At 38.2% G+C, this 18,190-nt stretch carries 19 protein-coding genes; 12 read left to right on the top strand and 7 right to left on the bottom strand.

The window, feature by feature from the left end:
* Positions 1-13: 13 nt before the first annotated feature.
* Entirely contained in the window at positions 14-1,180 is a 1,167-nt protein-coding gene (locus tag ND855_RS01395; protein WP_265356859.1) for a GNAT family N-acetyltransferase, read from the bottom strand.
* Positions 1,181-1,437: 257 nt separating this feature from the next.
* Here ND855_RS01395 and ND855_RS01390 point away from each other — a divergent pair, with 257 nt between their 5' ends.
* From ND855_RS01390 to ND855_RS01380, 3 genes are read left to right on the top strand one after another with little or no spacing between them, the layout of a single operon-like run.
* Positions 1,438-2,811, top strand: coding sequence for a PP2C family protein-serine/threonine phosphatase (locus tag ND855_RS01390; RefSeq protein ID WP_265356858.1), 1,374 nt, complete (start codon positions 1,438-1,440; stop codon positions 2,809-2,811).
* Between the two features lie 6 nt (positions 2,812-2,817).
* Complete coding sequence (locus tag ND855_RS01385) at positions 2,818-3,753, top strand: adenylate/guanylate cyclase domain-containing protein (protein WP_265356857.1); 936 nt, start codon at positions 2,818-2,820, stop codon at positions 3,751-3,753.
* Between the two features lie 31 nt (positions 3,754-3,784).
* Positions 3,785-4,369, top strand: coding sequence for a DUF6272 family protein (locus ND855_RS01380; protein ID WP_265356856.1), 585 nt, complete (start codon positions 3,785-3,787; stop codon positions 4,367-4,369).
* Here ND855_RS01380 and ND855_RS01375 read toward each other — a convergent pair.
* A complete protein-coding gene (locus tag ND855_RS01375; protein WP_265356855.1) occupies positions 4,344-5,030 on the bottom strand; it encodes a TetR/AcrR family transcriptional regulator in 687 nt (228 codons plus the stop codon). The genes ND855_RS01380 and ND855_RS01375 overlap by 26 nt on opposite strands.
* Positions 5,031-5,033: 3 nt before the next feature.
* Here ND855_RS01375 and ND855_RS01370 point away from each other — a divergent pair, with 3 nt between their 5' ends.
* Together ND855_RS01370 and ND855_RS01365 are read left to right on the top strand one after the other, a co-directional pair.
* Complete coding sequence (locus ND855_RS01370) at positions 5,034-6,020, top strand: hypothetical protein (protein WP_322113511.1); 987 nt, start codon at positions 5,034-5,036, stop codon at positions 6,018-6,020.
* The gene (locus tag ND855_RS01365; RefSeq protein WP_265356854.1) at positions 6,017-6,442 is read left to right on the top strand and encodes an ABA4-like family protein; all 426 of its coding nucleotides are present in this window, start codon (positions 6,017-6,019) and stop codon (positions 6,440-6,442) included. Before ND855_RS01370 ends, ND855_RS01365 begins: the two co-directional genes overlap by 4 nt.
* Here ND855_RS01365 and ND855_RS01360 read toward each other — a convergent pair.
* Complete coding sequence (locus tag ND855_RS01360; protein WP_265356853.1) at positions 6,439-8,079, bottom strand: ankyrin repeat domain-containing protein; 1,641 nt, start codon at positions 8,077-8,079, stop codon at positions 6,439-6,441. The two genes, ND855_RS01365 and ND855_RS01360, sit on opposite strands and share 4 nt — an antisense overlap.
* A gap of 86 nt (positions 8,080-8,165) precedes the next feature.
* On the opposite strand from ND855_RS01360, the gene ND855_RS01355 reads away from it, so the two are divergent.
* The 7 genes from ND855_RS01355 to ND855_RS01325 all read left to right on the top strand — a co-directional run bounded on the left by ND855_RS01355 (position 8,166) and on the right by ND855_RS01325 (position 14,485).
* Positions 8,166-8,993 carry a hypothetical protein gene (locus ND855_RS01355; RefSeq protein ID WP_265356852.1) on the top strand — a complete coding sequence of 276 codons (828 nt, stop codon included), beginning with the start codon at positions 8,166-8,168 and terminating at the stop codon, positions 8,991-8,993.
* Positions 8,994-9,048: 55 nt separating this feature from the next.
* On the top strand, positions 9,049-10,071 hold the full coding sequence (locus tag ND855_RS01350; protein ID WP_265356851.1) for a zinc-dependent alcohol dehydrogenase: 1,023 nt from the start codon (positions 9,049-9,051) through the stop codon (positions 10,069-10,071).
* Positions 10,068-10,889, top strand: coding sequence for a DUF4846 domain-containing protein (locus ND855_RS01345; RefSeq protein ID WP_265356850.1), 822 nt, complete (start codon positions 10,068-10,070; stop codon positions 10,887-10,889). The genes ND855_RS01350 and ND855_RS01345 overlap by 4 nt, the downstream gene beginning before the upstream one ends.
* Before the next feature lie 81 nt (positions 10,890-10,970).
* Complete coding sequence (locus ND855_RS01340; protein WP_265356849.1) at positions 10,971-11,561, top strand: LOG family protein; 591 nt, start codon at positions 10,971-10,973, stop codon at positions 11,559-11,561.
* 31 nt (positions 11,562-11,592) lie between these two features.
* Positions 11,593-12,405, top strand: coding sequence for a hypothetical protein (locus ND855_RS01335; protein WP_265356848.1), 813 nt, complete (start codon positions 11,593-11,595; stop codon positions 12,403-12,405).
* 68 nt (positions 12,406-12,473) lie between these two features.
* A complete protein-coding gene (locus ND855_RS01330) occupies positions 12,474-13,658 on the top strand; it encodes a GAF domain-containing sensor histidine kinase (RefSeq protein ID WP_265356847.1) in 1,185 nt (394 codons plus the stop codon).
* 95 nt (positions 13,659-13,753) lie between these two features.
* Positions 13,754-14,485: a class I SAM-dependent methyltransferase gene (locus ND855_RS01325; RefSeq protein WP_265356846.1), complete on the top strand. Its 732-nt coding sequence runs from the start codon at positions 13,754-13,756 to the stop codon at positions 14,483-14,485.
* A gap of 84 nt (positions 14,486-14,569) precedes the next feature.
* Here the strand turns inward: ND855_RS01325 and ND855_RS01320 are convergent, their stop codons facing one another.
* The 4 genes from ND855_RS01320 to ND855_RS01305 all read right to left on the bottom strand — a co-directional run bounded on the left by ND855_RS01320 (position 14,570) and on the right by ND855_RS01305 (position 18,190).
* Entirely contained in the window at positions 14,570-15,088 is a 519-nt protein-coding gene (locus tag ND855_RS01320; RefSeq protein WP_291879905.1) for a lipocalin family protein, read from the bottom strand.
* A 432-nt stretch (positions 15,089-15,520) separates the two neighbouring features.
* The gene (locus ND855_RS01315) at positions 15,521-16,786 is read right to left on the bottom strand and encodes a hypothetical protein (protein WP_265356845.1); all 1,266 of its coding nucleotides are present in this window, start codon (positions 16,784-16,786) and stop codon (positions 15,521-15,523) included.
* 130 nt (positions 16,787-16,916) lie between these two features.
* Complete coding sequence (locus ND855_RS01310) at positions 16,917-17,777, bottom strand: AraC family transcriptional regulator (protein WP_265356844.1); 861 nt, start codon at positions 17,775-17,777, stop codon at positions 16,917-16,919.
* 11 nt (positions 17,778-17,788) lie between these two features.
* Positions 17,789-18,190 (bottom strand): VOC family protein, encoded by a 402-nt coding sequence (locus ND855_RS01305; RefSeq protein WP_265356843.1) that lies wholly within the window; start codon positions 18,188-18,190, stop codon positions 17,789-17,791.

The raw sequence follows: 18,190 nt of genomic DNA, 5'->3' as shown, positions 1-18,190 counted from the left end.
AACGTTTCACGATTTACCTCGAACTTCCGCCCATCTCGTACAACCTTCTAAATTCGAGCATGCGGCGGGACATTTCGTTGAACCTCTGCGCTAAAATCACAAACAAATTGGTAAGTAATTTTACCGCTAATGTGGGACTTTGGATTTCCAATTTTTGAAATTCATTGGGTGTAAGGATGAGAAGTTTCGCATGATCTCTTACAATGATATCTGCGTTTCGGTTGGACTTCGCTACAAAACCAAGTTCTCCAAAGATCTCCCCTTGGTTTAAGATGGAAATGGTAGATCTAACTCCATCTTCTCTATTCACCACAACTTCTACACTTCCATCCAATACACAAAACAAACCTTGGCTTTCTTGGTTTTGGTGGAACACGACATCACCATCTTCATAATCAATTAAATCAAGCATGGAGAGAAGTTTTTTAGACTCTTCCTCCGTAAACCCTCGTAAAAACGAGAGAAACTGGCTTGGGGGAAGCATCATATCATGAACAATATTTTGCCAAACTTCATCTCCTTCCATTGAGAAGAGAGGTCGAATATCTTTATATTCAGGGAATTTGGTTTCAAACAAATGAGCAAGTTCTGTTCCGGCAGGAAACCTTTTCGCCAAACGAAGGAATGGTGAATGAATTTGTTTTAAGTATTCATTGTCGTCTAACAAGAATACCATGGGAATCACAATGCCATATTCAGGGTGGTGGATGTTTTTTTTGTACATCCGATATCCAACTTGGTTGTACAATCGCACCAAATGTGGATTGGTATCAATAAAATCGATGACGATTCCATTTTCCCTAGCATGTTCATAAATCTTCATACAAAGCATACTCGCAGCTGCCGTATGACGGTATTCACGTTTCACCATAAGTTTGGTCGACATGGAAACTTGGTCAGGGTAAAAGGGGCGGAAAAGATCCATTTCATATAAGTCTTCGCATTCCAAAATTCCATCCCTGCGGAAGTTGATACGAACGGTGCCGATGATCTCACCCTCTTCCGTTTCAGCGAGGAAAAGGTGGCCCGTTTCATCAAACGGTTCTTTGATCATTTTGGTGGTATGGTCCGCATATTCCTGGACCCTGTTCATTTCTTGAACATATATGTCGTAGCGGAGGTGGTAAATTTTATTACGATCTTCTTCCGTTGTTGCTAAATGGACTTTGATATGACTCATACGCGCCGTCCTCCTTAAAAATTTGAAAAATCATTTGCAATTTATGCAAAATGTATGACGTTATCAGTTAATTTTCCGCATTCTCTAGAACGAAATATAAAGAAAGAAACCTTTACTCTATGCCGCAATCCTCTTCCAACGAAAATCGCTTCGTCCTCTCGGACTACTACAAGAAACAACTTAAAGAGATTGCCTTCCAGGGGGAATTTAGGGCCGAAACCTTCGCCACAAAATTCCGATTTTTTTTCCTGGGGTTTTTGGTTATCTTTGCCACTCTCGGACTCCTATCGGGTCGTCCTCCTGTAGAGTTTTATTACCAAATCTCTGCCATCTTAGTTTTACTCTGTTACAACTTCGTTGTACTGTATTCATTAAAGAAGTCGGGTAAATATCTCAATATATTTAAATTCTCTTCTTCTTTTTTAGAGATCACTCTCCTTACATTTGTTACAGGGTATACGGCTTACTCCCAAAAAAACCCAAGTCTTGTGTATGCAGCACCGATGATTTATGTCTTCTTCATCCTCATCGCTCTTGCATCCATACGTAATAATACTAAGACTATCATCTTTGCAGTGATTGTACTCATTGTTGAGTATGCATCACTCACCATTTATTTTTATCCTGAGATGACTGACCTCAATGCAAAACTCATGGAGTTGTCACAATATCTCAAACCAAACTTCTTAGAAGAAAATAGTTCCTTCTTCCTTGTCAGTGCAGTACCGATGGGAATTTTTCTCATCTTACTGTACATGATCGTTACAGGTGGTTTGATTTTATACGCCATCCTCAATACATCCCGAACCACACAAGAACAAGCTGACTTAATTTTTAACACCGAAAAACAAGCCATCCTTGAAGAGAACATGCGTCTCGGTATGGAATTAGACGTAGCAAGGCAAATCCAAGCCATGGTACTTCCCCGCAATGAGGAATTAAAACAAATTGGAGAGTTAGAAATTTCAGCTAGGATGGACTCTGCAAACGAAGTGGGTGGAGACTATTATGATGTTGTCCACCATGAAGACGGAACGGTATACATAGGTATTGGAGACGTAACAGACCATGGACTTGCTTCTGGTGTTGTGATGCTCATGACACAGTCCGCATTTATCACAACCTTACGATCTCAAGTGATTTCTTTGCGCGAATCACTTCGGTCAATTAATTCTATTTTGTTTTCCAACATCCACATGAGGATGAATGACATTCGTAACCTAACACTCTCTTTGTTTTCTTACAAAAACGGAGTGTTTACGACAGCTGGACAACACGAAACCATCATGGTTTACCGCCATGCTTCGAAAAAAACAGAAATCATTGATACTGTCGACAATGGAATGTTAGTTGGTCTAACAGAATCCATTGATGAATTCATCCATGAAAAACCCATTCCTTTACAACCTAAGGATATCATCTTACTCTATACAGATGGGGCAACAGAAGCAGAAAATCCAAAACGAGAACAGTTCGGATCCCATCGATTGATTGAATCCTTGGAAAAACATGCGGACCTTCCATCAACGGATGAAATTTTAGCAGCTATCTTCCAAGACATTTATGTATTCATTGATGGAATGGATGTATACGATGACATCACTATCATGATCATGAGGAAACGAGGCTAAGACATTATGGAGAATGAAAAAGTTTTGGAAGAGGAACGAGCCAAATATGCGGAGTTGGAAGTTCTTTACCAAAACATCATTGATCATTCTACAGAAATTGAGAACGAACTCTTAGAGAATAACAAAAAGATCCAAATGTATTTGGATCGTATGCGCCGTTACCTTTCACCTCAATTGTATGAGATGATCACAGGTGCAGAAGTGGAAACATCGATTTCCCACCAAAGGCGAAAACTCACTATCTTTTTCTCTGACATTGTTGGTTTTACTACCATTACAGACTCAATTGAACCAGAAATCCTTTCTGATTGTCTCAACCAATACTTGGATGTAATGTCAAGTATCGCTATTAAATACGGTGGAACCATCGATAAATTCATTGGTGATGCCATAATGATTTTTTTTGGTGCACCAACATTTGAAAACGACAAAGCTCATGCATTAAACTGTGTTAAAATGGCAATTGAAATGCGTGATAGTTTGCCTGCGTTAGACGAGTATTGGAGAAAATCTGGTATCAACCACAACCTAACATGTCGAATCGGAATCAATACAGGTTATGTGACTGTTGGTAATTTTGGAACAAATGAAAGGATGGATTACACCATCATTGGTGGTCCTGTGAATGTTGCTTCTCGTTTAGAACATGCATCTGAGGCAGGAGAAATTTTGATTTCAAATGCAACCAAATCCTTGATAGACGAATATATTGATACCATTCCCAAGGGAGAAATTGTTGTAAAAGGTGTACACACTCCAATTGAAACGTTTCAAGTGATTGGACTCAAAGATGAAAAAGATAAAAAGGACAATCCATTCTTAAAATTTGATGGAAAAGGTTTCCTTCTCAAACCATTACACTTTGACAAACTCAGCACAAACCCCGAAGAACGCCGATTAATGCAAAATGCATTAGAAAAAGCGCTTGCGGCATTGAAGTAATTCCGCTACATTTCTTAGTTGAACTACGAATATGCGAAAATATGGCAATCTAACTCACACTGCTTTTTCTGAAAAAGAACCAGAATCCATCATTGAAATCCATTTAAAACCTTTGGATCTGATGCGTTACTGGCGACGTATTGGAATTCTCTCCGATTTTATCGGTTATTTCTATGGGTTTTCATTTTTACCCAATGTACCTACCGATTCGATGGACATGAAAAATTCGGAGATTGTCAATTCGATCTCCACTGTGTTTAACGAACTTTTGGAAAATGCAGCAAAGTATTCTTATGATAAAAAAGCAGATATTGAAATTTCTCTAATCCATCGTGGAAAATCCTTTGAGATGTTAGTCCGAAACAAAACGAATGAATCAAATGTATCGGCTTATGAATCTAGTTTAAAAGAAATTTTCTCTGCAAAAGACTTAGAAAAATTGTACTTCCAAAAAATAGAATCCAATGACCCTGATTCCAGTCGTTCGGGAATTGGTCTTATAATGGTATTAAAAGATTATCCTGTGGAAATGGAAGTGACTTTAGAATCGGAAGGTGATTCCACCATCATCACAAGCCGAATTGTTTACTTTACAGACGTGTCCCTTCAATCATAATTTCCAATATCTGTAAAACTTCCTTTTGAAAGGTCTTTTTTTCTTCCTCAGAAGATTGGATCGATTTCCATTTCCGTTCATTCAGTACGGCAAATCCATGAACACCACTCCAAAAACTCATCATGAGTGTTGCTGTTGGTACTGATTTTTTTAAGACCAATTGGTTTTGTCCATATTCAACTATTCGAAACATACCCATGTATGCTTCATTTCCACATTCTCGTAAATCATCAGACAATGGATCTCCAGAAACATAAATTTCACCACCAAACATAAGTTCTGTTCTACGTGGGTTATTGAGTAATAAATAAATGTACTCTTCTCCGGCCTTTCGGATTTTTGTTAACGGATCCTCTGAACTGTCCCAAGCCCGTTTCATCGCAAGTGCCAGTTCTCGAAAACCTTCTGCAACTAATGCTTGGAGCAGGTCCATTTTTTTGGGAAAATGCCTGTAGGGGGCCGTATGGCTCACACCTAAATCAGAAGCAATGTCCCTAAGGCTAAGCGACGAAACTCCTGTTTTTTCCAAAACCTTCCGAGAGTGTTCCAAAACCTCTTCTCGTAAATTCCCGTGGTGGTACCCAGCAGTTTGGGACATAGAAGGTTTTGGTGTGGGAGTTTTCGATTTTTTGGGAGTTGTTTGTTTTTTGAGTGGTTTCATAAAATGTTTACAATGTATACTTTTTATGTTGACAGAGCCTACATGCAGGTTTACACTGTCTACATTATGGAATACACCAACATCAAAAAACAACCACTTTTTTGGAATGGAATCTCAATGGCAGTGCTCACGATAACCATGATTCCCCTGCTTTTATTAGATACAAGAACCCTTTTGGGAGTAAATCTTTGGATCAAACCTATCAAGTTCTCTTTATCTCTTGGGATTTATTCGTTTTCAACCCTTTGGGTTTTGGAACGATTTTTGGCAGATTGGAAGTTCAATCGAAAAACTCAAATAACACTCACCATCACCTCCGCCATTGAAATTATCCTCATCACAATGCAGGCAGCTAGAGGAGAAAATAGCCATTTTAATGTTTCCAATACTTGGAACCAAATTGTGTTTTCTGTTATGGGAACCAGTATTTCCATTTTTTGGCTTTTCCACTTAGGTATGATCCTACCCATCTTCAAACAAAAACAGATTCCAAAGGCAGTGAAAGAAAGCCTACTTTGGGGACTTTTCATCGCTGGTTTTGGAATGATTATTGGTTTTTTTATGACAACTCCACGCCCAGAACAATTGGAACTGATGAAACAAGGAATTTACCAAACAAGTGGATCACATAACTTTGGAAAGGGGGAAGCAGGACAAGGCCTCTATTTTTTTGGTTGGAGTACGGTGATTGGTGACATGCGAGTCCCTCATTTTTTCGGAATGCATGTGATGCAGGTTTTCTTTGTATTGGCGGCTTTTCTAATGCCACTTCTGGAAAGGAAAGAACATAGGATGATCATTCGATTGATTGGATTTTTTTTACTCATGATGAATGGATTGATGGTGGTTCAAACATTGATGGGATACTCGATTTTCGGTTTCCATCGTTATTTTACAGGTAGTTATGGTTTAATTGTTTTAGTTCTGACGACACTCTTCATTCGTCTATTTTCCTCTCCAAAATTCTTTGTAACAAAGGTAACCACATGAACTCATCTCTTATGTTTACGATTGCAAATTCGATTGCACTCCTTTCCTGGTTTGTATTAATCATTACACCAAACCAAAATAAGGTGATACCATACCTTCGCGTTATGATTTCGGGTCTATTTCTTGGAGGGTTATACATTTTTGCCCTGTCTCTAGGTTTTGGGAAGGCAGAAGGCAATTTTTCAAGTTTGGAATCGGTGCGTTCTTTATTTACAAACGATGAATTTCTGTTAGCTGGATGGGTGCATTATCTATCATTTGATTTGTTTATCGGAACTTGGGAAGCAGAAGATGGAAAGTCAATTGGAATCCATCGATTGTACCTTGTTCCCATTCATTTCCTCACTTTCTATTATGGTCCAGTGGGACTCGTTTTGTACTTGATCGTTAAGGTGATCAAAACAAAACGATTTGGATTTTAACCACCATACACATCAAGGAGAGAAAGAACCCTTTGGTAACGGTTCTTTTTCTCTTCGTCTGATTCCAGTTCGGCAATTTCTAAATTTTCAAAGGCTAAATCACGGCCTGTTTTTTCCTCCAAGGTTTTCCCATTTGCTTTCGCTCCCGATTCGAGTAATAAAGCAAGGACAGAAGAATTTCCAAATTTACAAGCTTCGTGTAGAGCAGTACTGCCAATTTGATCCGTTATGTGAATGTCAACACCTGCTTGGATGAGTCGTTTTGCCAAACTTGGTTCTCCAAAAACAGAACACCAATGGAGAGGTGACATTCCATTTACCGATTGTAAGTTTACCATAGCTCCACGTTTGATGAGTTCATCCATGAGTGCAGTTTTTTCTTGCAAACGAAGTTTGTTGTCTTGGCATAATTTGAAGATGGCAGATTCTCCATTAGCATCTAAAATATTGGGGTTTGCACCTCTTTCCAATAATCGCATACAAGATTTGAATTTAGAACGTACAAAAGCCTCTTGTAATAAAGTAAAACCAAGAGGATTGCGAATGGAATCTTTAATGATATAATCTAAGGATCCAACTGTTCTTACAAAAGAATCTAATAAATAAACATCATCTTCATCTAACCAATCTAAAGTTTTATCTTCATTTTTAGTTTCTAATTGATTTCCTAAGTTTTGGTGGTATTCCTCTGGAAATTTTGATTTGAGAATGGGGATGAAGATTGGTTCGGATTCTGAATGGCAAACAACATCATGAATGATATGCCAATGGTTTGCATTTGGTTTTAATTGATTGGAAATTAAAAAAATAAAAGTTTCGTTCAGTTTTCTCTGAGTGAGTTGGAATTTTGCTTGGATGTTTGTTTCTTTGAAATGTACTTCCGAAACAGTTGTTTGGTTTTCGGGCCAGTGATACATCACAAGTGTGAGTAATTCATCTTTTTCTTTTTCTGTTAATGATGGATAATGTTTTTGTAATAATAATATATTACCAGACAACGCATAAATTTTGGATGCTAAATAACTTGAGATAAAATCGGGAAGTTCTTTGTTTGCTACTCCATATTCATCAAACTCAATTTTATAAATATGAGTAGCTGTAAAACTACCGTGTAAAAACGTATTCCACTCATCGGAAATTGCCAAATACAATTTTCCATTCACAAGTGCATGGTCATAATCTTCTACCGTTAAGGAAAGTCTAACAGGAGAAATGTTGACATTATGATTGATGATGATACTGAGAGTTTTGGAAGGTGTCGTTGTTGTGATATCATAATCAAAATTTTTTAAACGAACAATTTCAGGAAGTCCAGAGATAGAAATCCGAACATCATCATCGTTTCCCTCCTCATCTTTCAAAAAAACTAACTCTTCATTTGACCACTCGGATACAAAGTTTGTGGTATACCTTCCAAAAATTTGTCCTTGAAGGGTATGGTTGGGAATTTGACCTATAAAATTTAGATCAAATAACACGAGTGAGTCGGATCTTTCACCAGTGAGGTTCTTTCGAAAATCAAAATGGTTCCAAATGGAACATTTTTTACATCGGTATTTTCCTTTTTTGCCTTCCAGTTTGGATGAGGAAATGGAATGACCGCTGAGACAATTGGAGCAGGATAAAATCGTTTTCATATTTCGCTTGTTCCGATAAAGAATCTAAGAGACTTTACCATGATCAATCGAAAATTAGAACCTCTAAAACATTCAGGTAGGGATTCATGGGACAAAATCAATATTTAATCATAGGTGGTTCGGGGGAAGCCGGACAAAGTGCCATCCAAGCCATCCGTAGCTCAGATCCAGATGCCTTTATCATCACTTCCACAACAACTAATGAACCTGTGTCGAATTCAAACCTAACCTTATTTGGAAAACGAGCAGAACCTGGGCTTACTAGTTCTATCGTTGATGATTTTGAAAAACATGGTAGACCCAAACAGATTAAGGCTCTCATTTACACACCGGCTCTTGGTGAAGTAGGTTTTCCCATTGAAGAAAGTACAAACGAACAAATCAAGAATACCTTGGGAATTTGTTTGGATCCCATGGTGAGTTTGGAAAAGGAATTTGGACCGGAACTCACTGTCGCCTATTCAGCGTTTTATTGGTTAAGCCATACGTTGGCATTTTATGGATCCATGGGAATTGCAAAATACAAGGCTGATCTTTGGGCATTTGAGAATCCAACAAAACGACGGATTGTGCGAGCAGGGACATTTTTTTCTAAAAGTGTAAGAGGAATTTCGATCGTTTTACAAAGGACAATGAAAAAAACAAACCACCCTGACCTTCTACGACTCAAAAACAAATTTGAATCATCTAACGAGAAGTTTATGGACTTTTTCCTATCCTATGCTTGGGAACACGAAAAAGAATCCTTTCAAAAACAGTTTGGCACACCCTACAGACCTACTGTAAGAGAAGACCTTACACGTGGTCTCATAAATGCACTACAAACGAAATCACCGATTGTTACTGTCCTTGGTGATTGGACTTGGGAAGAAACAGAGATGCCAAAATTGCCAAACTGGTTCCAACAATTTTAGTTGCCAAATTTTGAGAAAAGGCTAATAGTAGACCGTTCGGTATACGGAGTGTCATATGTTACGACTAGTCTTTCGAAAAAAAGGAATCCTTGAATGGGAAGAAGTAGAAACACCTACTATCACTGGTGAAAACCAAGCGCTAGTGGAACCCATCGCCATTGCTCGTTGTGATTTGGATTTACCCATCGTGCGGGGAGAAACATTATTCCGTGCACCATTTCCCGTAGGACATGAGTTTGTTGGTCGTATCAAAACTCTATCGGACGAACTCATTGGACAATTCCAAATTGGATCAGTGGTTGCGATTCCTTTCCAAATCTCTTGTGGAACCTGTCCTGCGTGTTTATCGATTCATACCAATTCATGTGAAACAGTTCCTTATACTTCCGCTTATGGAATGCCACCTGGTGCTCACAATGTAGGTGGTGCAATTTCAGAACTCATCAAAGTTCCATACGCAAAACAAATGTTACTTCCTATGGATCCTAACATTAACCCAGTTGGCATTGCAAGTTTCAGTGATAATATTGCCGAAGTTTGGAAGTTGGCAGGTAGATTTTTAGAACGAAAAAAAGATCCTAAAACACTAGTGGTTGGTGGGAACGCGGGTAGTATTGGACTTTACACAGCTCTTTACCTCCACCAAACAAAAAAAGCTGAAGTGCTCTATGTGGACACTGACCGCAGTAGAATCGAACTTGCTACATCACTAGGAATCTCAGTGAATCATGTAACGACATTCCCAAAACCAAGTGAAAAGTTTGATTTGGTTTGTGATGCTTCTGCCACAAAAGAAGGTTGGGAATTTGCCACTCGTTCCATGGGAAAAAATGCAATCCTCAGTTCAGCATCGATCTTTTGGACCAATCGTTTTGAAATTCCATATTTGGAGATGTACAATCAAGGTGCGGAAATCCATATCGGCAGAGTGGAATCACTCGATTCTATGAAAGCACTTTACCCCGAAATCCAAAATGGAATGTTTACACCTGAAAAAATTGTCACAAAAATTGTTTCCTTTGCAGAAGCAAAAGAAGCATGGTTGGAAGAATCAATCAAACTGGTGGTAACTCGTTGAAATTGGAATTTGGACTAAAATTCAATTTAGATTTGCGATACGGATTTTGTTTCCTTATCCCTTTTCTTTTAGTTGCACCAATTTTTTCTGAATCCATACAAGAACGTTTAACGCCACCTAACGGATACAGTCGAATCACTTACCCAAAAGAAAGTTTTTCTACTTACCTACAAAACTTTCCATTAAAACCTAAAGGAAGCCCTGTGTTTTTGTACAATGGAAATAAAAAACAAAACCAAGTCCATGAAGCTGTGTTAGATTTTCCCTTACTGGAAACAGACCTCATCCAATGTGCTGATGCGGTCATGAAACTTCGGGCAGAGTATCTATATTCGCGAAAGGAATGGGAGAAAATCAATTTTACCATCAGCAATGGAATGTTAGTTCCCTTTTCTAGATTTGTAAAAGGTGACCGAGTGGTTGTGAAGGGAAATAAAACTAGTTGGAAAAAAAGGATTGCAAAAAAAGGAACTAACCGCGATGTGTTCGAAGTTTATTTAAAATTTATTTATAGTTATGCGGGAACCATTTCACTCCAATCAGAACTTAAGAAAAAACAACTCAAAAATTTGGAACCGGGGGATGTATGGATCCAAGCAGGTTCGCCTGGGCATGTGGTGATGGTTGTAGACAAGGCCCAATCAAAAGAGGGAAATACTTTATTTCTGTTAGCGCAGAGTTATATGCCTTCCCAGGAAATGCATATTTTAAAAAATACTACAACCAACTCTCCATGGTTTTCCTTACCACAAGGAGAATTTTTTCAAACACCTGAATGGGAATTTATGGCTAATGCCTTATACGGTTTTCGTAAATAACCTGACTCCTTTCCCAGTTTCAGATTCTAAATTACAGTTTTCACTTTTCAATTCCTATGGAACTTACATATTGTCTTTCAGATGGCTCTGATACAACACATCGCAATTTACTGTGGTTCCTCTTCTGGACTTAACCCTTCCTATCACAAAGAAGCTTTCCATTTGGGTGAAATTCTTGCAAAACACCAAATGGGAATTGTGTATGGTGGTGCGAGTGTCGGACTAATGGGAGCTGTGGCAAACGGTTGTTTGGAGAACCATGGTAAGGTCATCGGTGTGATCCCAACGTTTCTGAAACGAAAGGAAATAGAACATATGGGACTTTCAGAACTCATCCAAGTGGAATCGATGCACGAAAGGAAACGAATTATGTTTGAACGTTCGGATGCTTTTCTCGTGTTACCTGGTGGTTTTGGAACCATGGAAGAGTTTTTTGAAGTGGTCACTTGGTCACAACTGGGACTTCACAACAAACCCATTGTATTATTGAATTGGAATGAGTTTTATGACTCACTTGTCCAAATGTTCCACACGATGGTGGATTCTGGTTTTTTAAAAAAGGAAAATATGGATCTCGTGATTGTCCTAAGGGAATCCAAGGACTTACTCACTCATTTGCAGAACTATTCTCCGTCTAAGACAGAGAAATGGTTGTCGGAAGATTCCATCTAATGAAGATTCACCGGGAAGGAAACCTAAGTTTATGTTCTCTTGGTCGCATTCAAAACAGACTCTAAAAATACTCTTTGTCCTCATTGGGATTTCCGTTTCGACCGGACTCATTCCCTCTCTTTTTGCGAACCCCGATCAATTTGATGGAGACATTTACTATATCGATACAGTTGGCCAAAATCGTCCGAGACCACCACAAAGACCACACCCGGATTTACATGTTCCTTCTGTTCCCGTAAAACAAGATGTCACCGCATTTTCCAATTGGACTACCGATAAAACAGCATACCCTTATATCCAAACAACCATTAACTTTGTGGAAGGTCATTTGTCCTTTAAAGCATTTTTGTCCGATGGAACAGAAGTTTCATATTCCACAAGAGGGGAACATGTCCGTTACTCCAAATGTTTCGGTGACCTTTGTATAATAGTTTCTCAAAAAAACTTATTAGGTGTCAGTAATACAAGCACCGAATGGGAAAAGGGTCATATCTTTGGCGAAGAACGATACCAAGTTGCTATGGGTCACAAAGCCGCACTTGTTGCCAGTGAACGCAAACTCTACATATACAACAGTTATACGAACCATTGGGATACCATTAGCCTTGAACAAGAAAACCTTCGTGCCTTTGCTAACCTCCATGACAAAGTGGCCATTATCACCACACGCCGAATGATTGTGATGGATTTACCCACTGAGATGCAATTCGAACAGAATTTATTACTCCGAGGAATTTCACAATTTGAAATGCGAGATGGTTTTATCAATTTTTACTCTGGTGATAAACTTTGGATGTTTCGCCACCAAACAGAGGCATTCGAAGAAGTAGATTTGACGGATTAACCCCTCGGTAAACTAAAGGGTGGCACCTTTCGGTAAAGCGCAAGTGTTAAACAATTAGGAATCAATCCATGCAAATCATTCCCGAAAATGAAATCGCTCGCTTACTCCAATTAGCAGAATTAAACTTAGACTATGTTTCTTTAAAAGAGGAATTTAATGGACTTGCGGAATTGGCAGCAAGGATCACTGGAACACCCATTTCCCATATCAATCTGATTGATGCATTACACCAGTGGACAATTGGTGATTTTGGATTTCCCTCTACTCTCACTCCAAGAGAAGAAACTGTATGCCAATTTACGATCTTAAACAATTCACATCTAGAAGTAAAAGACCTAAGGTCAGACCCAAGGTTCCAAGAGAAAGGATTTGTCACTCAAAGTCCTTACTTTAAATACTATTATGGAATTCCAATTGATTTAAAAGGATATAATATAGGATCTCTCTGCGTAATCGATACAGAGGATAACTCAATTTCTCCAGATAAAATTAATCTTTTAGAAATCATCGCAAAAGAAGTGAAGGAGCGTATCAAACACAAAAACACCATTCATCTAATAACAGAAAAAAATCTCAAATTATTGAGAAATTATAAAATGTTAGCACATGATATTCGAAGCCCCATCGGTGGTATATCGGGTTTGGCTGATATCATCCTCCAAGAAGAACATATAGACATGATGGAATATCTTTCGAATATGAAATTGATTAAGGAAAGTAGTGATTCTGTTTTAAATTTGGTAAATGATCTAATGAGTGAATTTACGGATGAAAGTACACTTAACAATGATATCACGATAAAGGATTTTACCGAACAATTGTTAAATTTATTTCATGCACAGGCTCAAACGAAACAAGTTACCATCAATGTAAACATAAATCCCACTCTATCTACAAGGAAAATTCCGAAAAATAAATTCTTTCAAATGATTGGGAACCTAGTTTCAAATTCACTTAAGTTTTCACCAATGAAAAGTGAGATACAAATTCATTTTGAAATCATGAAATCCGAAAAACAAATATTTGTGATACGAATCAAAGATTTTGGAATCGGAATGACAGCGGATCAAATCAAAGACGTATTTTCAGACAAAGTAAATTCTACCTATGGTACTGCGGGTGAAGTGGGGAACGGATTTGGGATCCATTTTGTTAAATTAATTGTCGAGGAATTGAAAGGCACATTTTCAGTCACTTCTGAAGTTGGAAAGGGAAGTGAATGGATCATCAACTTGCCTATTGCCAATCCTTAAGATATGCAGCTTTGCGTTTTAGATAAGAAGGTAATTCTTGGAAAAACACTTGCCATGTTTCTAAATGGTAAAATAAAAATCAGGGGCCAAATCTTATGAATGTGATCAAAAGACAATCCATCCGATCTAAATTCATTCAACTGATTTGTTATCTTGTTTTATTTTTCTTTTCCTTTCAATCCTGTGATCAAAATACTTCACCAGAACAAGTTGCCTTTAAAAAAGTATATGATGAAAAAAAATGGGGTGATGGCTCAGGCATTGGCTCCAAACCTGAGAATGCAGTTCCCTATCTTAAATTATTGCAAGAATACTTAAATGACCCAAAGTATAAAACGATTGTAGACCTTGGTTGTGGAGACTGGCAACTTATGGAAACCATGGTCATCCCAGAAGGAAAAAATTATGTGGGATATGATCTTGTATCTGCCCTCATTGAAAAAAACACAAAAAAATATTCCAAAAAAAACATCAAATTCTTAGTCATTAGACAATTAAGTGACATACGGTATGTATCCGCAGACCTGTTAATCGTAAAAGACGTATTACATCATTGGCCAATCGCACATATAAACTATTTTTTGAAAGAAATATTGCCAAACTATCACTTTGCACTAATCACTAATGATTATAATTTATACGCTTTAAATAATGACATTGATTTTGCTGGTTTTCGGCCTATCAATTTACAAAAAGAACCATTCGTCCCGGTCAATGGCCTACAAGTGCTTTTTGATTTTCCTTCGCATGGAATCACAAAACGAATTTACCTCTATAAAAACCCTCACCAAACAGAGGTATTCGAAGGAGTGGATTTAAATAAGTAACCCTTCGACAAGCTCAGGGCGAGACCCTACGGTAAATGAATTGGGAAGTGGTTCACAAGTTTCTTAAAGAGATTTTTTCCATTCTTACTTTCTAGAATGTCCTACAAAAATCAGTTTGGAAGTATCAAAACCAAGAGAGGAAGCCTTGACCAATAGCTCGTCGGTGATTTTTTTCGAAATCTCTGGAGTCCTTGCCAATATCCAAAGATAAGACCTGTCAGGACCACAGACAAGGGCATAACTGTAATTGATTTTATCAAGTGCAACAATATTGTAAGTCCCATAAAACGGCCCAAAGAAGGAAACTTTGAGTAATCCCCTATCAGGTGTATCCTGAAAGAAAGCTTTTCCCTCAATTTCTTTCCATTCCTGCTTGAGTTGGTCATACCCACGATTAATGACTTTTACTCCGCCATCGTCTCGTTTTGTATATTCAGCGGTGACATCCACAAGCCCCCTTTCAAATGAGTGGTCAAGCCTTGCTACCTCGTACCACTTCCCAAGATACCTCTCAAGCTCAAAGCCCACCACGGTACCAACACCTTCAGGGACTGACAAACACCCAGTAAACAGAAAAGGTAATAGTAAAAAAAACTTCTTCATTTGAATACTCCGTACGTATATAAGACGATTCTTTATTCAATCCCTGACACGATTTAACTACTTCCTATGGTGAGTATTGTGTCAACACTGCCTGTGCTACCTTTTGAATTGGTATCCAAGTTTTTTCTGATTTTGCATCAAGGGTATAACGCGTTACTAGCGTAGAGTATTTTTTTTTGAAGTTTTTGATTTAAGCCATTGGTTATTTCATTTATAAGCAAAATTTTTTTAGAATCCAAACGCGATTCAGTCTTGGTTTGGTTCAAAGTATGACTTTGCTTGTGTGTCAGGAATGTTTTGAGTTGTAGTAGTGGGAACCTAAATTCAAACTCCCAAATAGTTATAATATAATTTCTATTCTATAAGCAAACGACCAAATGACTTTCAGCGTACGCCTATTCCCACTGGTCGTTTACCCATCTATCTAGGCTCTTATGTAAAGATAGACACTACCCAAGAAATTGCCTGACCAAAAATATTCTCAGTTAAGAATTTTTTCAAATCAATTGGATTTCTGTTCAGTGTATCGTAATACCAAGCAGTGTATTCACTCACTTGTGGGATTGTAAATCCGTAACGAGCGTTAATTGCTTTAATTAACTCGTTCGCAAATAGTGAGTGACCGTACATGTTCGGGTGAACTCCGTCAAGACCAAACACACCAGGTTGGTTTGGAATTGGCCAATTTGCACGTGCACTTCCAGGAGACCATCCAGAAGCACTCTGAATAGGTCTTCCGTTTTCTTTGATGTCGTCAAAGATCACACGTAAGTCAGCCACTGCAAAACGCATTGTTGCACCTTGCGCTTTGATTTCATTGTTCAACATGTTCAAAAAGTTTGAAATGGTTGTTATTTCGTTTGCATCCAATACTTGGTTCGGATCAGAAACTGAATTTCTAAAAAATGCTTTGAGTCCAGAATAGTTTGCTCTACCATTTGGATCTTTGTAACTTTCAAGGAAAGCAATTGCAGTTACGTTTGGAACTGTAAAGAGTACTCCACCTTGCAAACTTCCCATCGCAGCCATTCTTCGGAAAAATTCACGAATGTCTCTTTTGAATCGTGTTTCATCCAAACAATCGGTAGAAGTATGAAGTGCAGTACAAAGAACGTGGTTAGCACCAGCAGAACCAAAAAGGAAAGTTGGTTTTACTTTTTCCATAACTTGTGCTTGTGTTCCCGCATCTCGTAAACCGAATCGGTGAAACTTATCTGGTTCTTGGCAATCAGCAACAGTCACCCAGCGGTATGTGTACCAATACCATTCTTTCCAATACCATTCTTTCTCTTGTTTGGTGGCAGTGATGTCTTCACATTGACCTGAAGTTCTGAGAACAGTTGTGTATTCCGCTCCAGTGATACCAGCATGAGTTGGCAAGGAAACGGTCGACTGATTTCCCCCAATGATACTTTCAGCGATACAAAAAACACCGCAGTCCCATTTCAGGACATCCTCTAAGTTTACGAATGGTCCTTTCAGAACATTGTAAGATACTGAGGCACCTGCTTGTTTGGATACGAGTACTGGGTAAGCCCAATCTTGTGTTTTTTTCTCAACGGTCACACCGAAGAACCCTTGGCTCAAGGAATCCCCAATCACACCAACCTTTTGGAACATCTGGCTTTGTGTTTGCGCAGACAAAGAACCTGCCAATACCAAAGTGAGCACCAAACCGAATGCTTTTTTTGTGTTCATATTTCCTCCGAATCGGAACATTTTTCACATAATCTGAACAATTGAGACATTTTGGTGTCTTTTTGAACCAATGTCAAATAATTAATTTCCGAACCAGTGAGAATATTTGAACCAAGTTCAATGTTTTGGATCAATTTCTGAGCGCAAAATAAAGGTCTGTAATGGGAGTTTCATTTGGCTCCCGTTTCAAATAAACTTCGAAGGGAGCATGATTTGCCAAACGTCTGTGAAACTTTGGAAAGAATTCGTTGATCACTGCATTATATACTTCTGGCAGTTTTTCATAAGGCAGTCGAACCCGAATTTGAAGCCTCTCACCACCATGTACAATTTGTATGCCTAACCCGCTAGGACATTGTGTATGAGAAGAAACAGGAATACCAATATCAAATCTGATTTTATTTGGATCTGTGATGTCTGGATCGTCTTGAGAAATACCAATCCATTTTTGTTCTTTGGATAATTGTTTATGTTGGGTGAACCATTGTTCAAAAGGATTTAAAAAAGTTAAATCCTTTGGAAATCCAGGCATTTCTTCGTATGGTCCGATATGTCGTTTGTAAAGCAAATGGAACGAAGAGATCTTTTTTATACTGATATCTTCTCTTCCAATCCCGAAAATTTTTAATGCGTCTAAACCACCAAAGTTCCTTTGTTTTGTTTGGAATTTCTTTCTATAGGCAGCTGGAGTAATTCCCAATGTCTTTCGGAATGCTTTTGTAAATGCCTCTTGACTGGTATATCCAGTTTCTAAAGCAATCTCTAAAATTGGAAATGAAGTAGTTTTGATTTCAAAGGCAGATTTTTCTAAACGTAGTCGCCTAACGTAGTCCTTAACATTTTCCGACTGAAATCGAGAAAACAATCGATGAAAATGCCAAGGAGAATAGGTAGAAAAAAAGGCTAATTCGTTTAATGCAATTTCTTCGGAAAGATTAGATTCTAATTTTTCCCAGATAGGATATAGAAATGATTCTTTCTTTGAATACAATCCACAAAAGTTTAGCTTCTCATTTGTACGAAGTCAAGACCGATTCCATTTGGATCAATCATTGTAAAATGTAAATCACCCCATTCTTCTTTCGTGATTGGAAGATCGATTGGCGCTCCAGCTTTCACCATTTGCTCATAAAGTGACTCAATTTCTTCTGATTCGATGATGAGCCAAACTCCTTGACCAGTATATGCTTTCTGAAAATAAGATTTCCTTACGGCTGTTTGGTTAGGCAACATAAATGCAATCTCTCTGTCTTCTTTTTCGGGATGTGACAAAAGAAGGAACCATTCAGATTCAAACTTAACTTGCCACCCAAGCCATTTTTGGAAGAACTCCTTAGATTCGATCAATTTTTCGGTAATGATACCGATCTGGATGATCCCAGGTGTTTTTATGGTTGGATTCAT

The organism is Leptospira paudalimensis, from assembly GCF_026151345.1.
GTDB lineage: Bacteria > Spirochaetota > Leptospiria > Leptospirales > Leptospiraceae > Leptospira_A > Leptospira_A paudalimensis.
This window is presented reverse-complemented; position numbering and strand designations above follow the sequence as displayed.

Bases quoted from the DNA above. Each gene is read 5' to 3' on its own strand.
- ND855_RS01320 (WP_291879905.1), bottom strand. From the start codon at position 15,088: ATGAAGAAGTTTTTTTTACTATTACCTTTTCTGTTTACTGGGTGTTTG.
- ND855_RS01355 (WP_265356852.1), top strand. From the start codon at position 8,166: ATGGGACAAAATCAATATTTAATCATAGGTGGTTCGGGGGAAGCCGGA.
- ND855_RS01375 (WP_265356855.1), bottom strand. From the start codon at position 5,030: ATGAAACCACTCAAAAAACAAACAACTCCCAAAAAATCGAAAACTCCC.
- ND855_RS01370 (WP_322113511.1), top strand. From the start codon at position 5,034: ATGTTTACAATGTATACTTTTTATGTTGACAGAGCCTACATGCAGGTT.
- ND855_RS01395 (WP_265356859.1), bottom strand. From the start codon at position 1,180: ATGAGTCATATCAAAGTCCATTTAGCAACAACGGAAGAAGATCGTAAT.
- ND855_RS01335 (WP_265356848.1), top strand. From the start codon at position 11,593: ATGTTCTCTTGGTCGCATTCAAAACAGACTCTAAAAATACTCTTTGTC.
- ND855_RS01340 (WP_265356849.1), top strand. From the start codon at position 10,971: ATGGCTCTGATACAACACATCGCAATTTACTGTGGTTCCTCTTCTGGA.
- ND855_RS01350 (WP_265356851.1), top strand. From the start codon at position 9,049: ATGTTACGACTAGTCTTTCGAAAAAAAGGAATCCTTGAATGGGAAGAA.
- ND855_RS01360 (WP_265356853.1), bottom strand. From the start codon at position 8,079: ATGAAAACGATTTTATCCTGCTCCAATTGTCTCAGCGGTCATTCCATT.
- ND855_RS01325 (WP_265356846.1), top strand. From the start codon at position 13,754: ATGAATGTGATCAAAAGACAATCCATCCGATCTAAATTCATTCAACTG.
- ND855_RS01305 (WP_265356843.1), bottom strand. From the start codon at position 18,190: ATGAATCCAACCATAAAAACACCTGGGATCATCCAGATCGGTATCATT.
- ND855_RS01385 (WP_265356857.1), top strand. From the start codon at position 2,818: ATGGAGAATGAAAAAGTTTTGGAAGAGGAACGAGCCAAATATGCGGAG.
- ND855_RS01315 (WP_265356845.1), bottom strand. From the start codon at position 16,786: ATGAACACAAAAAAAGCATTCGGTTTGGTGCTCACTTTGGTATTGGCA.
- ND855_RS01330 (WP_265356847.1), top strand. From the start codon at position 12,474: ATGCAAATCATTCCCGAAAATGAAATCGCTCGCTTACTCCAATTAGCA.
- ND855_RS01380 (WP_265356856.1), top strand. From the start codon at position 3,785: ATGCGAAAATATGGCAATCTAACTCACACTGCTTTTTCTGAAAAAGAA.
- ND855_RS01365 (WP_265356854.1), top strand. From the start codon at position 6,017: ATGAACTCATCTCTTATGTTTACGATTGCAAATTCGATTGCACTCCTT.